This is a genomic window from Leifsonia sp. Ger2509, assembly GCF_055231915.1.
Map to the genome: position 1 here is coordinate 191642 of NZ_JBUYVB010000003.1, position 13127 is coordinate 204768.

Below are 13127 nucleotides of genomic sequence, written 5' to 3' on the forward strand. Positions count from 1 at the left end.
GCGACCTCCGCGCTATCGTCAGGCGCGCGCCGCTGCGGAAACGGCGCCGCTCTGTGCGACCATCGGCACGTGGCAACAGTGGAACAACCGGTCCGCGGGCGATCGCGGCTCCGGATGAGCATCGCTTTCGTCCTGGGCATCGTCGTGGCTTTCCTCACGGCGACGGTGACGTCGTGGACCTACGCGCTCGTAGCGGGCTGGGCTGTCGCGTGCATCGTCTACACCGTCTGGGTCTGGGCGGTCGTCTGGGGTTACGACCCCGACGACACGAAGGCACACGCGCTCCGCGAGGATCCGGGTCGAGGGCTGTCGAATGTGCTCCTGCTGGTCGCGAGCGTGGCGAGCGTCGTCGCCATCGTGGTCATCCTGGTGCAGGCGCACCTGTTCCACGGCTTCGAGCGCGGCATCCTCGCGGTCCTCGCTGTCGTGAGCGTCGCGCTGTCGTGGATCCTTGTGCACACGCTCTACATGCTGCGCTACGCCCAGTTGTACTTCGAAGACGATTCGCGGCCGATCGACTTCAACGAGAAGGCGACGCCGCAGTACAGCGACTTCGCCTACCTGTCGTTCACCCTCGGAATGACCTTCCAGGTCTCCGACACCAACGTGTCCAGTGTGCGCGTCCGCAAGGCGGTCCTGCGGCACACCTTGCTCTCCTACGTCTTCGGCACTGTGATCCTGGCGACGACCATCAACCTCGTCGCCGGGTTGACGGCCTAGGTCGTGGGCGCGGTCCGCTCGTAGCGCACGAACCGGTAGCGGAGCCCGGTACGGGAGACGTGCCAGCCGGACGCGGGATCCAGCGCAGTCTCAAACCATCCGTCGCCGATTGCCGGAGCGACGGTGTCGCCGTCGACGTCGAGATCGATCAGGGTGACCTCGAGGCGGTCCGCACGGTCGATCGCCGACGCGTAGAGCTGGGCGCCGCCGATAACCCAGATGGTTACGTTCGGGCCGGTACCGGATGCCGTGATCGCCTCAGCGAGGGAGTGCGCGGTGACCGCCCCGTCCGCCGTCCAGCCCGGCTGGCGGGTGACCACGATGTTTCTGCGGCCGGGGAGCGGCCGGAATCGTTCCGGAAGAGACTCCCAGGTGCGCCTGCCCATGAGGACGGCCGCGTCGCCGGTGACGCTGCGGAAATGTGCGAGGTCTTCGGGGAGGTGCCACGGCATCGTCCCGTCCGCTCCGATCACGCCGCCGTGGGCCTCCGCCCAGATGAGCCCGACGCTCACACTGCGACCGCGGCGCGGATGGCCGGGTGGTGCTGGTAGTCCTCGACGACGAAGTCCTCGAACCGGTACTCGAAGATGCTGTCGGGGCGTCTCTGGATGCGGAGCCGCGGCGCGGGGAAGGGCTCGCGGGACAACTGCTCGGTGACCTGGTCGACGTGGTTGTCGTAGATGTGGCAGTCACCGCCGGTCCAGATGAATTCACCCGGCTCGAGCCCGACCTGCTGGGCGACCATCATCGTGAGCAGGGCGTAACTGGCGATGTTGAAGGGTACGCCGAGGAAGAGATCGGCGCTGCGCTGGTAGAGCTGGCACGACAGCCTGCCCTCGGCGACGTAGAACTGGAAGAACGCATGACAAGGAGCCAGGGCCATGTTCGGGATCTCTGCGACGTTCCACGCCGAGACGATGATCCGCCGCGAATCCGGGTCGGTGCGGAGGGTCTCGATGACCTGGCTGATCTGATCGATGTGGCTCCCGTCGGGCGTCGGCCAGGAACGCCACTGGACGCCGTATACCGGACCGAGCTCACCATCCTCGTCTGCCCACTCGTCCCAGATCGTCACGCCGTTCTCGCGCAGCCAGCCGACGTTGCTCTCACCGCGGAGGAACCACAGCAGCTCGTAGGCGATCGACTTGAAGTGCACGCGCTTGGTGGTGATGAGAGGGAATCCGTCGGCGAGATCGAACCGCAGTTGGCGGCCGAACACGCTGCGCGTCCCGGTGCCGGTCCGATCGGATTTGGGGGAGCCGTTCGCGAGAGTGTCGCGGAGCAGGTCTTCATACGGGGTGGGGATCGTCGCGCTCATCGTGTCGATGCTACGACCTAGGACGCCCTGACGCGCGGATGCCCCCCGGACTGGCGTCAGGCGGAGCCGCATGCGCGCGGAAAACGGGCAGTGAACCGGCTCCACAGCCAGTGGGCGTCGCTAGGCTTTTGACATGGGCAGCGATGAGGTCGGTGACGACGCCCCCGTCGTGTACGAGCCCGGCCGGAGGCGGGCGACGTACACCCCACCGGTGCGCCGCAAACCGCTCGACCCGGCTGACGACAGCGGCGAAGACCCTGGGCGCGCGGAGGAACCGGTCGAGCCCGTCGAGCCGGTCGGGCCTGTCCACGACGATGACGAGCTCGCCAGCGCGCTCGAGAAGCAGGTCTCCGGATTGACGATCGGCACGCCTGTCGTTCCTGTCGTTCCTGCCTCGAAGCCTCCGGAGTCGGACTCTGTCATCCTGACCGACGACCAGGTCGTCAAACTCATCGACGACGACATCGCCTCCCACGGTGACACCCTGAGCGCGATCGAGAAGCTCGAAGAGGTGCTGGCGGTGCGGGCGGCGACGATGGCCATCCCGATCCAGCTGCCTGCTCCACAGGACGGTCAGGAGTCATCGTCCGACAGTGAGCCGCAGGCCGATGCAGAGCCGGAGGCCGCATCCGAGCCGGGGGCCGCATCCGAGCCGGACGCCGAGGTGTCCGAGCAGCCGTCAGAACGGCCACCGGAACATCAGTCGGCGCCCGCGATCGAGGAACCGAGCGCTCCGATTTCCACCGAGCCGACTTTCACCGAGCCGACTTCCGCCGAACCGACCGCTCCGGCCGCCGTCGCCTCATCGACGAGCTTCGACGACGTCCTCAATCCGAATGAGCCGGACTCGCCTGAACCGCAGCCAGAACCGACGTTCAGCAGCTGGATCGCCCCGGTGGCGATTGCGACGGGCGTGATGCCGGTGATCCGTCAGCCTTCACCGCCGGCTGAGCCTGACTTTCCGCTCGGGGCGAATGAGCCGCTCGATCGCGTTCCGTTGCCGGACGTCGAGGCTGAGCCTGGGGAGGAACAAGGGCCTCAGGGCGACGCAGAGCCTCAGGGGGAGCCAGGGCCGCAGGGGGAGCCAGGGCAGGAGACGCAGCCTCCGAGGGAGGCGGAGGAGGAGTCCGTCGGCGTCGACGACGTCGCGAAGCTCCCACCCTTGAGCGTCGACTCGGTTCCGCTGCCGATCGCTGAGGCGACCATCACCCAGAGCCAGACAGTGGTCCCCGGTGGGATCGACGCCGATGTCGAAGACGATGCCGACGACATCAGGCTATCCGCGGCGTCAGCGGCTGTACTGGCTCCGATGGCCAGTCCTCGCGTCGGTCCGGACGAGCACGTTCTCTTCGACGGAGAGCCCGTCGCCCAACCCGTCTTCGAGCCCGAGCGGGAGTCGCTCGAAGCGACCCCGCTCGATCGGCGGGTCGGTCAAGCCGCCCGTATGTTCTGGCTCTGGTTCGGCGCGACGTCCTCCCTCGTGAGTGTCGGCGTCGGAGCGCTTCTCTTCACGTTCGGGCTGAGTCTTCGGCAGATGACCGTCTCAGCGCTCATCGGGGTGGCGCTGTCGTTCCTGCCGCTGGGGCTCGGCACTCTCGCCGGGAAGTGGAGCGGCCAGCCGACCATGGTGGTGTCCCGCGCTACGTTCGGGATCAAGGGGAACGTCGTTCCAGCCGTCCTCGCGCTCATCACCCGGCTATTCTGGGGGGCTGTGCTGCTCTGGCTGGTCGCGACCGCCGTCGCCTCGCTCTTCACCTCGCTGGGAGTGGTGGTCGACCCGATCGTCACGACCGCGGGTGCACTCCTGGTCGCGATCGCTCTCGCCGCCATCATCGCGTACTTCGGTTACGCTCTGGTCGCGCGCGTCCAGCTGATCGTCACGATCGCCTCTGCTGTGCTCATCGCCGGGATGATCGTGGTCACCTGGCGCTCGATCCATTTCGGCGTCGCGCTCGCGCAACCCGACGCCGTCTGGCTCAAGGTGGTCACCGGCGCTGTCCTGGTCTTCAGCTACCTCGGACTGGCCTGGGCGAACAGCAGCGCAGAGTTGGCTCGCTATCAACGCCGTCGGGCATCCGGCGCGGCCTCGATGCTCTGGGCGACGTTCGGCGCCGCCCTTCCGCCGTTCGTGCTGATCTCCTACGGAGGACTGCTCGCCGCTTCCCAACCGGGACTCGCGGCCGATCTGGCCCACAACCCGGTACGGGCCTTCACCCAGCTCGGTCTGCCGGTCTGGTACCCGGTTCCTCTCCTTCTCGCGGTCGTCGTCAGCCTCGTCTCGGCGATCGTCCTCAACATCTACTCCGGCGGCTTCAGCCTGCTGTCGCTCGGCATCCGGCTCGAGCGGCGCTGGAGCGTGCTTGTGGTGGCTGCCGGCATCGCTGTGGTCGGCACGATACTGCTGACCGTCGTCCCCGACTTCACCGGCGTCCTCGGGCTGCCGACCACGCTGGCGGTCCCCGTGGCGGCCTGGGCCGGACTGTTCGCCGCCGAGATGATGATCCGGACCCGGCGATTCCACCCCGAATCGCTCGTGCGCAGCGGCGGCGTCTACCCGGACTGGCGGTGGCTCAACCTGGCCATGCTCGTCGTCGCGACGGTCATCGGACTGGGGCTCGTCCGTTCGAGCATGCCCTGGCTCCACTGGGAGGGCTTCCTCTACAGGCTGGTCGGGGTGGACCCCGACGGTGACCTCGGGATGAGCAACATCGGCGTGCTCGTGGCGCTCGGTCTCGGACTTATCACGCCCCTGGTCGCAGGCATCCCGGCGGTCCGGCGCCAAGAGCGCTGAATGAATCCGGGCCGGTGCGACCGGGGGAGCAGCAAGTAGGCTCTACCCGTGTCCCATACTCTTGCCGACGTACGCGAAGCCGTCGAGAAGCTCTGGCCGATGTCCGGTGCGGAGAGCTGGGACGCGCCGGGGCTGATCTCCGGTGACCCGGCCGAGACGATCGAGACGGTCATCCTCGCGGTCGACGCTGTCGCCGACACCGTCGATGAGGCCGTCGAGGCCAACGCGGACCTGCTGCTCGTGCACCATCCGCTCCTGCTTCGGGGTGTGACGAGCGTCGCCGAAGACCGGTACAAGGGCGCATTGCTGGCGAAGCTCATCCGCGCGAACTGCGCCCTCCTGGCCGCGCACACGAACGCTGACGTGGTCTCCGACGGGGTCTCCGCCGTCATCGCCGAACGGCTCGGCCTGCACGACACCGCCCCGATCCTTCCGGGGGCGGACAGCGCGACCGGCATCGGCCGGGTCGGAACCCTGCCAGAGCCGATCTCCCTCGGTCACCTCGCTCGCGAACTGGCCGAGCTCCTTCCCGCGACCGCCGGAGGCGTGCGGGTCGCGGGTGACTACAACCAGCCGGTCGAGCGGGTGGCGCTCTGCGGGGGAGCCGGCGACTCGCTGCTCTCGACGGACGCGGTGACCGGCTCCGACGTCTACATCACTGCGGACCTGCGTCACCATCCGGCATCCGAAGCGCGTGAGCAGGCGCGGATCGGCGGCGGCCCCGCCCTGATCGACGTCTCCCACTGGGCGAGCGAATGGCTGTGGCTCGAGACGGCGGCACGACAGCTCAGCGACGCGCTGCCCGGCCTCGTCGTGATCGTCAGCGATGCGCGAACGGACCCCTGGGACTTCGTAGTCGTCCAGTGAGCGCAACCCGCACCAGCACCAGCACCAGCACCAGCACAACCGAAACACGATCGAAGGTCAAGAACCCGTGAAAGCCAGCCCCGCCGACCAGAACGAACTGCTCCGACTCCAGACGGCAGACACGCGGCTCCAGCAATTGCAGCACGCTGAGGCGAACCTGCCCCAGACCTCGGAGCTCGCCGCGCTCGCGCCAGAGGTCGACGCGATCCGGTCGCGGTGGATCGCACGGACGGGAGAGCTGGATGACGCGCGGACGGAACTCAAGCGGGCCGAATCGGATGTCGAGGTCGTGGAGGCGCGCATCGAACGCGATTCCGGCCGGCTTCAGCACACGTCGTCCGTCAAGGACGTCCAGGCGCTGGAAACGGAGCTGTCTGCGCTTCGCAAGCGCCGCAGCGATCTCGAAGAGATCGAGCTGACGGTCATGGAGCGGATCGAAGAACTCGAAGCCGTCGTCAACGACATCGACGAAGAACGCTCGGTGCTCGCGGCGCGCGTCGATGGACTCGAAGCAGCCAGGGCGGATGAGAAAGGCAAGCTCGACGCGCAGCGCGCCGCCCTGGCGAAAGACCGGGCGGCGATCGCGGGCGCCCTCCCCGCCGACCTCGTCGAGCTGTACGAGAAGCAGCGCGCGCGTTACGGGATCGGTGCTGCGCTCCTCGTGCGCGGGGTGTCGATGGGCAGCAATGTGAAGCTCACCGAATCCGACCTGGCGGTGATCCGGCGTGCGGCCCCTGACGAGGTCGTGCTCTGCCCCGACAGCAGCGCCATCCTCATCCGAAACGAGGAATCGGGCCTGTAACGCGCATCCGCTCGCGCTGCGAAGCGAAACCGGACCGGTAGGATCGAAGCGAATGGGCCGGCAAGACGGTCGCGTCGGTCCGCTTCGGCGGGCCGCCGAGGAACGTCCGGGCTCCACAGAGCAGGGCGGTGGGTAACACCCACCCGGGGCAACCCGCGAGACAGTGCCACAGAGAACAGACCGCCGCACGCCTTCGGGCGATGCGGTAAGGGTGAAACGGTGGTGTAAGAGACCACCAGCGGCCGGGGTGACCCGGCCGGCTCGGTAAACCTCGCCCGGAGCAAGGTCAGACAGGGAACGTTGAGGCTGCTCGCCGAGTTCCCGGGTAGACCGCTGGAGGGCTGCGGCAACGCAGCTCCGAGATAGATGGCCGTCCACGGCGCGTATGCGCCCGGACAGAACCCGGCGTAATAGCCGGCCCATTCACCTTCGGTGGTTGGGCCGGCTATTCCCGTTTGCTGGCGCGCCGCCGCCTCTGCGGTGCGAGCGGCCCATTCACCTTCGGTGCCTGCGCCGGCTATTCCCGTTTGCTGGCGCGCCGCCGCCTCTGCGGCGCGAGCGGCCCATTCACCTTCGGTGGTTGGGCCGGCTATAAGTGCCTGCTGTCGCGCCGCCGCTTCGCACCATGCCGGCCCATGCTCCTCGGGGCTCGCGCGATTGGTTGTCAGTCGGGGTCGGGCACGAAACGGTAGCCCATGCCGGGCTCGGTCAGCAGGTAGCGCGGCCGCGACGGCTCCGGTTCGAGCTTCTTGCGCAGCTGGGCGAGGTAGAGGCGCAGATAGCCGGTGTCGCTGGTGTACTGGGGTCCCCACACTTCGGTGAGAAGTGACTGCCGCGTGACCAGCCGGCGCGGATTCCGAAGGAGCACCTCGAGGATCTGCCATTCCGTCGGCGTGAGGCGCACCGCCTCCGTGCCCGTCGCGGTGGTCCGTTCGACCTGGCGTGCTGCGAGGTCGACCGTGATCGGGCCGAACGTCACGACCGGTTCGTCGGCGACGGTCGGCGACCGCCTGGTCACTGCCCGGATGCGCGCAAGCAGTTCATCGGCGGCGAACGGCTTGGTCACGTAGTCGTCGGCTCCCGCATCCAGAGCGTCCACTTTGTCGGTCGACCCCGTGCGGCCGGACACGACGAGGATCGGCACCTGCGTCCATCCGCGGAGGCCCTCGATCACTTCGATGCCGTTCAGTTCCGGCATCCCGAGGTCGAGGATCACCAGTTCAGGATGGTGCTCCACGGCCTGGTTGAGCGCCTCAGCACCGGTCCGCGCAACCGTCACCTCGTATCCCCGGGCCGTCAGCATGATGCGCAATGCCCGGAGGATCTGGGGATCGTCGTCGGCGATCAATATTCTCATCGTGGCTCATCCGCATCGACTGCCGGGGAGCCGTCTTCACGAGCGACGGGCAGCGATACCACCATGGTCAGACCGCCGCCCGGTGTGTCTTCGGTGTCGAGCGTTCCGCCCATCCCTTCGACGAATCCTTTCGAGAGGGCCAGCCCGAGCCCCACCCCTGTCGTGTTGTCCGTGTCTCCCAGCCGCTGGAACGGGACGAAGACCGCATCGCGACGGCTCTCCGGGATTCCCGGTCCATGATCGATGATGCGGACCTCCACCCGCCCGCCGAATTCGCTCGCGCCGAACACCGGCCGCGATCCCGCAGGGCTGAACCGGATGGCGTTGGTGAGCAGGTTCACGAGGACCCGTTGCAGCAGGACGGCGTCGGCCAGGACAGGCGGGAGTTCGGCCGGGAGGTCGAGCTCGACATCGGCGGGGCCGAGGCCAAGCTCGTCGAGCACCGGCGGCATGAGGTCATCGATGTCGGCAGGCGCCAGCGAAACAGCGAGAACCCCCGCCTCCAGTCTGCTCACATCCAGCAGGTTGGTGACGAGGTCCGCCAGGCTCCGAAGGCTTTCTTCGGCGGTCTCCAGGAGCGCGTCCCGATCATCCTCGGACCATGCGACATCGGTCGAGCGGAGGGACGTGACGGCCGCGGTTGCTGCAGCGAGCGGACGGCGCAGATCGTGGCCGACAGCCGCGAGGAGCGCGCTGCGTACGCGATCGGCTTCCGCAAGCGGTGCCAACTCGCTCGCCGTCGCAGCCAGCTCCCGATGTTCGAGCGCCGCATCCAGCTGACTGACGATCACGGAGAGCAGGCGCCGATCGGCTGCGGGGAGATCTCGGCCCGATAGCTCGAGGCTGCCGCGGTCGCCGACCGGGATCGAGTGGGTGTGGCTCTCGTCGGCCGGCTCGCCCTCGGAATAGATCACTTCGCCGTGGGAAAGCAGGCGAACGCCGGCCAGCCCGAACGCCTCGCGCGTGCGGGTGACGAGTTCCTTCAGGGCATCCTCTCCCCGGATCACTCCGCTGGCGACGGTGGCGAGCAGTTCCGCTTCGGCTGCCGCGCGTTGTGCCGCCCGGCTGCGGCGCGCCGCCTGGTCGACGACAAGGCTCACGAGCGCGGCGATGACGAGGAAGAGCAGCAGTGCGAGCAGATGCAACGGCTCACTGATGGTGATCGTGTACAGGGGCTCGACGAAGAAATAGTCGAGGGTGATGCCGGACAGCAATGCTGCGAACAGAGCCGGCCAGATGCCGCCGACCAACGCGACGAGGACGACGAGCAGCTGGTAGCAGAGAACATCCGCCGTCATCGATTCGGGCGTGCGAAGCGAGACCAGGAGCAGGGTCAGCAGGGGGCCGCCGATGAGGGCGAGAGCGAAACCGTTGACGCGTCTGCGTATGGTGAGACCGCCACCGAGGCGGGGGAGGGCGAAGCCACCGCCGGCCGCCGGATGCGACACGATGTGCACGTCGATGTCACCGGACTCGCGGATGACCGTCGATCCGATCCCAGGACCGGTCAGCAGGGCTCCCAGCCGGCTCCGCCTGCTCACCCCGATGACGAGCTGTGTGGCGTTGGATGCGCGCGCGAAGTCGACGAGTGCCCTCGGGATGTCGTCGCCGACGACCTGGTGATAGCTGCCGCCCAGCTCTTCGACGAGCGACCGCTGTGCCGTGAGCGCGCCGGGGCTGCCCTCGCGCAGTCCGTCCTGGCTGGTGACATGGACGGCGAAGAGCTCGCCGCCGGACGACCGTGCGGCGATGCGTGCCCCGCGGCGGATCAGGGTCTCGCCTTCGCGTCCCCCGGTCAGCGCGACGACGACCCGCTCCCGTGCCTCCCAGGTGCGCTCGATCCCGTGCTCCGCCCGGTACTGCTGGAGGGCGCTGTCGACCTCGTCGGCAAGCCAGAGGAGTGCCAGCTCGCGGAGGGCGGTCAGGTTGCCGAGCCGGAAGTAGTTGGACAGCGCAGCGTCGATCCGGGTCGCCGGGTAGACCTCGCCATCGGACAGCCTGGTTCGCAACGCCTCGGGGGCAAGGTCGACCAGCTCGATCTGGTCTGCGGCGCGCACCACCGCGTCCGGGATCGTTTCGCGCTGGGGTACCCCGGTGATCTGTTCGACGACGTCGTTGAGAGACTCGATGTGCTGGATGTTCACCGTCGACATGACGTCGATGCCGGCGTCGAGCATCGCTTCGACATCCTGCCACCGCTTCTGGTTGACGGATCCGGGTGCGTTGGTGTGGGCGAGTTCGTCGACCAGTGCCAGCTGCGGCCGACGGGCGAGGACCCCATCGAGGTCGAGTTCGGTGAGCTCGATCCCGCGATGCGCCACGAGCTGGCGGGGCACGACTTCGAGACCAGCGAGCAGCGAAGCGGTGGCGGAGCGGCCGTGCGTCTCGACGACCGCGACGACGACATCTTTGCCGAGTCCGCTGAGGCGATGACCTTCTTCGAGCATGGCGAACGTCTTGCCGACGCCCGGTGCTGCGCCCAGCATGACCCGAAGCCGTCCACGGCTCATCCGGACTCCGGCACTAGGGGGCGCCGGGACCTGCCAGCGCGGCCGCCCCGAGGATGCCCGCATTGTTGCGGTGCACGGCAGGGACCATCGGCGTCTTCAGGTCGAGAAGCGGCATGAATTCCTGGTAGTTCTTCGAGACTCCACCGCCGACGATGAACAGGTCGGGGGTGAACAGGAACTCGACGTGGGAGTAGTAGCGCTGCAGGCGTTTCGCCCAGCTCGCCCAACTGAGGTCCTCGCGTTCCTTGGCCGCGTACGAGGCGCGCGACTCGGCATCCGCGCCATCGATCTCGAGGTGGCCGAGTTCCGCGTTCGGGATGAGGACGCCGTTGTAGATCAGCGCCGACCCGATGCCCGTTCCGAGGGTCGTCAGGATGATGAGACCCTGCTTGTCTCTGGCTGCACCGAACCGGGACTCCGCATACCCCGCCGCGTCTGCATCGTTCACGAAGTGGATGTCGCGTCCGATCGCCGACTCGAAGAGCTTTTCCGCCTCCAGACCGATCCATTTCTTGGACACGTTGGCGGCGGACATCGTGATGCCGTGTTTGACGATCGCAGGGAAAGTGACACCGACGGGCGCGGACGGGTCCTGGGCGGCCAGCCGGAACACGATCTCCTTCGTCGTTTCGACGATGTCGTCCGGCTTGCCTCCCTCGGGCGTCGGGAGCTTCACCCGGTCGCTGATGAGTTCGCCGGTCGTCAGGTCGACGAGTCCCCCTTTGATCCCCGTTCCGCCGATGTCGATCCCGATTGCGGTCGTCTGCGAGCCCATACCCGAAAATCTACTCTCTAGGCCAGCGTGAGGACGTCGGCGCCCCGTTCGGTGACGACGAGGGTGTGCTCGAACTGCGCCGTGATGCTCTTGTCACGCGTTGTGACCGTCCAGTCATCGGCCCAGATGTCCCATTCGTGAGTGCCGAGGGTCAGCATCGGCTCGATGGTGAACACCATCCCGACCTGCATCTCGGTGTCGTAGACGGGCGCCGAGTCGTAGTGGGGGATGATCAGGCCCGAGTGGAACGAGGCGCCAACACCGTGTCCGGTGAAGTCCCGGACGACCCCATAGCCGAAGCGCTTGGCGTACGACTCGATCGCCCGGCCGACGACGTTCACCTGGCGACCGGGCGCGACCGCCTTGATGCCACGGTTGAGCGCTTCCCTGGTTCGCTCGACGAGGTGGCCAACCGCCTCGGATGCGGTGCCGGCGATGAAGGTCTGGTTGCTGTCGCCGTGGAACCCGTTCTTGAATGCGGTGATGTCGATGTTGACGATGTCTCCGTCGTCGAGCACGGTGTCGTCGGGGATGCCATGGCAGATGACCTCGTTCACCGACGTGCAGATCGATTTCGGGTAGCCGCGGTAGCCGAGGGTCGACGGGTAGGCGCCGTTCGCGATGAGGAACTCATGTCCGATCGCGTCGAGTTCGTCGGTCGTGATGCCGGGGCTCACGGCGGCTCCGACGAGTTCGATCGCCTCTGCCGCGATGCGCCCGGACTCCCGGATCAGTTCGATCTCGCCCGGGCTGTATACGTCGCCGCGGGTGGACGGCGTCGGCCCCGGGCGCCCGACGTATTCCGGCCGCGGAATGCTCGCGGGAACGGCCCGCGTCGGGGAGACGAGGCCGGGAACAAGATGACCGGCGGAATCCTTGGGCATAGGATCAAGCTTATGACCGCCGAGAACAACCACGGCATCACCCAGGATGCCGAACATCGCTACTGGTACAACATGAAGACGGGCGCGGTGGAACAGGGTTTCATCTCGCCCTCACCGGACCGCGTCGGGCCGTTCGACACCCGCGTCGAGGCGGAGCACGCCCTCGAGAAGCTCCGCGAGAACAGCGCGAAGTGGGCCGAAGAGGACGCCCGCGAGGATCGCTAGCGCTGGCGTCGCCGGCGGGCCTTCGGACTATTCGTAGGAGTGCTCGGGCCCGGGGTACGTGCCACCTTCGACGTCGGCCTTGAACGCGGCCGCAGCGTTCGAGAGAACGCCTTTGAGGTCCGCGTACTGCTTCACGAATTTGGGGATGCGCCCGGTGCTGAAGCCTGCCCAGTCGGTCCAGACGAGCAGCTGGCCGTCCACGTGGGGTCCGGCGCCGACACCGATGGTCGGGATGCGCAACTCGGCGGTCACGCGTGCGGCCACCTCCGCCGGCACCATCTCCATGACGACCGCGAAGGCTCCCGCATCCTCCACGGCATGAGCATCCGCGAGCAACTGCTCCGCGCCCGCGCCCCGGCCCTGGATGATGTGCCCCCCCAGCCCGTGCTCGCTCTGCGGCGTGAAGCCGATGTGCGCCATCACCGGGATGCCCGCGTCGACGATGCGTCCGATCTGTTCGGCGCTCCTCACGCCTCCCTCGAGCTTGACGGCGTGCGCGCCCGTCTCCTTCATGAAGCGGATGGCCGTGTGGAGCGCCTCCAGGGCACCGGTCTCGTACGATCCGAATGGCATGTCGGCGATCACGAAGGCGCGCTTCACCGAGCCCGCGACCGCACGTGTGAGCGGAATCAGCTCGTCGATCGTCACAGGAAGTGTCGTCTCGTAACCGAGGACGTTGTTGCCCGCCGAGTCGCCCACCAGAAGGAAGTCGATGCCCGCCGCGTCGAAGATCTGTGCCGTGAGCTGGTCGTAGCTGGTGAGACCGGTGATCTTGATGCCCTGGTCTTTCGCGGCCTGGAAATGCCTCGTGCGCACCCGCTTCAGATCGGGGAACGATGGACCCGGTGAGAGCTCTGACATGCGCTCAGTCTAACGAT

General features: G+C 67.5%; 12 protein-coding genes and 1 other RNA gene. 6 read left to right on the forward strand and 7 right to left on the reverse strand.

Features of this window, described 5'->3' with window-relative positions; all coding sequences use genetic code 11:
• Positions 1-69 precede the first annotated feature (69 nt).
• Complete coding sequence (locus ACV7NN_RS01205) at positions 70-720, forward strand: DUF1345 domain-containing protein (protein ID WP_463347774.1); 651 nt, start codon at positions 70-72, stop codon at positions 718-720.
• Here the strand turns inward: ACV7NN_RS01205 and ACV7NN_RS01210 are convergent.
• Positions 717-1232: a dihydrofolate reductase gene (locus ACV7NN_RS01210; protein WP_463347775.1), complete on the reverse strand. Its 516-nt coding sequence runs from the start codon at positions 1230-1232 to the stop codon at positions 717-719. The two genes, ACV7NN_RS01205 and ACV7NN_RS01210, sit on opposite strands and share 4 nt — an antisense overlap.
• A complete protein-coding gene (locus ACV7NN_RS01215) occupies positions 1229-2038 on the reverse strand; it encodes a thymidylate synthase (protein ID WP_463347776.1) in 810 nt (269 codons plus the stop codon). Before ACV7NN_RS01215 ends, ACV7NN_RS01210 begins: the two co-directional genes overlap by 4 nt.
• A 133-nt stretch (positions 2039-2171) precedes the next feature.
• On the opposite strand from ACV7NN_RS01215, the gene ACV7NN_RS01220 reads away from it, so the two are divergent.
• The 4 genes from ACV7NN_RS01220 to rnpB all read left to right on the forward strand — a co-directional run bounded on the left by ACV7NN_RS01220 (position 2172) and on the right by rnpB (position 6924).
• Positions 2172-4829 (forward strand): purine-cytosine permease family protein, encoded by a 2658-nt coding sequence (locus ACV7NN_RS01220; RefSeq protein ID WP_463347777.1) that lies wholly within the window; start codon positions 2172-2174, stop codon positions 4827-4829.
• 48 nt (positions 4830-4877) lie between these two features.
• Positions 4878-5696 carry a Nif3-like dinuclear metal center hexameric protein gene (locus tag ACV7NN_RS01225; RefSeq protein ID WP_463347778.1) on the forward strand — a complete coding sequence of 273 codons (819 nt, stop codon included), beginning with the start codon at positions 4878-4880 and terminating at the stop codon, positions 5694-5696.
• 67 nt (positions 5697-5763) lie between these two features.
• On the forward strand, positions 5764-6498 hold the full coding sequence (locus ACV7NN_RS01230) for a zinc ribbon domain-containing protein (RefSeq protein WP_463347779.1): 735 nt from the start codon (positions 5764-5766) through the stop codon (positions 6496-6498).
• A gap of 53 nt (positions 6499-6551) precedes the next feature.
• An RNA gene (gene rnpB / locus ACV7NN_RS01235) (RNase P RNA component class A) lies at positions 6552-6924 on the forward strand.
• Between the two features lie 238 nt (positions 6925-7162).
• Here rnpB and ACV7NN_RS01240 read toward each other — a convergent pair.
• From ACV7NN_RS01240 to map, 4 genes are read right to left on the reverse strand one after another with little or no spacing between them, the layout of a single operon-like run.
• The gene (locus ACV7NN_RS01240; RefSeq protein ID WP_463347780.1) at positions 7163-7855 is read right to left on the reverse strand and encodes a response regulator; all 693 of its coding nucleotides are present in this window, start codon (positions 7853-7855) and stop codon (positions 7163-7165) included.
• Complete coding sequence (locus tag ACV7NN_RS01245) at positions 7852-10365, reverse strand: DUF4118 domain-containing protein (RefSeq protein WP_463347781.1); 2514 nt, start codon at positions 10363-10365, stop codon at positions 7852-7854. Before ACV7NN_RS01245 ends, ACV7NN_RS01240 begins: the two co-directional genes overlap by 4 nt.
• 13 nt (positions 10366-10378) lie before the next feature.
• Positions 10379-11140: a polyphosphate--glucose phosphotransferase gene (ppgK, locus tag ACV7NN_RS01250; RefSeq protein ID WP_463347782.1), complete on the reverse strand. Its 762-nt coding sequence runs from the start codon at positions 11138-11140 to the stop codon at positions 10379-10381.
• A gap of 17 nt (positions 11141-11157) precedes the next feature.
• The gene (gene map / locus ACV7NN_RS01255; RefSeq protein ID WP_463347783.1) at positions 11158-12024 is read right to left on the reverse strand and encodes a type I methionyl aminopeptidase; all 867 of its coding nucleotides are present in this window, start codon (positions 12022-12024) and stop codon (positions 11158-11160) included.
• Between the two features lie 12 nt (positions 12025-12036).
• On the opposite strand from map, the gene ACV7NN_RS01260 reads away from it, so the two are divergent.
• Positions 12037-12249: an SPOR domain-containing protein gene (locus ACV7NN_RS01260; protein WP_463347784.1), complete on the forward strand. Its 213-nt coding sequence runs from the start codon at positions 12037-12039 to the stop codon at positions 12247-12249.
• 27 nt (positions 12250-12276) lie between these two features.
• Here the strand turns inward: ACV7NN_RS01260 and panB are convergent, their stop codons facing one another.
• Positions 12277-13110 (reverse strand): 3-methyl-2-oxobutanoate hydroxymethyltransferase, encoded by an 834-nt coding sequence (gene panB, locus ACV7NN_RS01265; protein ID WP_463347785.1) that lies wholly within the window; start codon positions 13108-13110, stop codon positions 12277-12279.
• Positions 13111-13127 lie beyond the last annotated feature (17 nt).

Bases quoted from the DNA above. Each gene is read 5' to 3' on its own strand.
- ACV7NN_RS01215 (WP_463347776.1), bottom strand. From the start codon at position 2,038: ATGAGCGCGACGATCCCCACCCCGTATGAAGACCTGCTCCGCGACACT.
- ACV7NN_RS01220 (WP_463347777.1), top strand. From the start codon at position 2,172: ATGGGCAGCGATGAGGTCGGTGACGACGCCCCCGTCGTGTACGAGCCC.
- ACV7NN_RS01240 (WP_463347780.1), bottom strand. From the start codon at position 7,855: ATGAGAATATTGATCGCCGACGACGATCCCCAGATCCTCCGGGCATTG.
- ACV7NN_RS01245 (WP_463347781.1), bottom strand. From the start codon at position 10,365: ATGAGCCGTGGACGGCTTCGGGTCATGCTGGGCGCAGCACCGGGCGTC.
- ppgK (WP_463347782.1), bottom strand. From the start codon at position 11,140: ATGGGCTCGCAGACGACCGCAATCGGGATCGACATCGGCGGAACGGGG.
- map (WP_463347783.1), bottom strand. From the start codon at position 12,024: ATGCCCAAGGATTCCGCCGGTCATCTTGTTCCCGGCCTCGTCTCCCCG.
- ACV7NN_RS01260 (WP_463347784.1), top strand. From the start codon at position 12,037: ATGACCGCCGAGAACAACCACGGCATCACCCAGGATGCCGAACATCGC.
- panB (WP_463347785.1), bottom strand. From the start codon at position 13,110: ATGTCAGAGCTCTCACCGGGTCCATCGTTCCCCGATCTGAAGCGGGTG.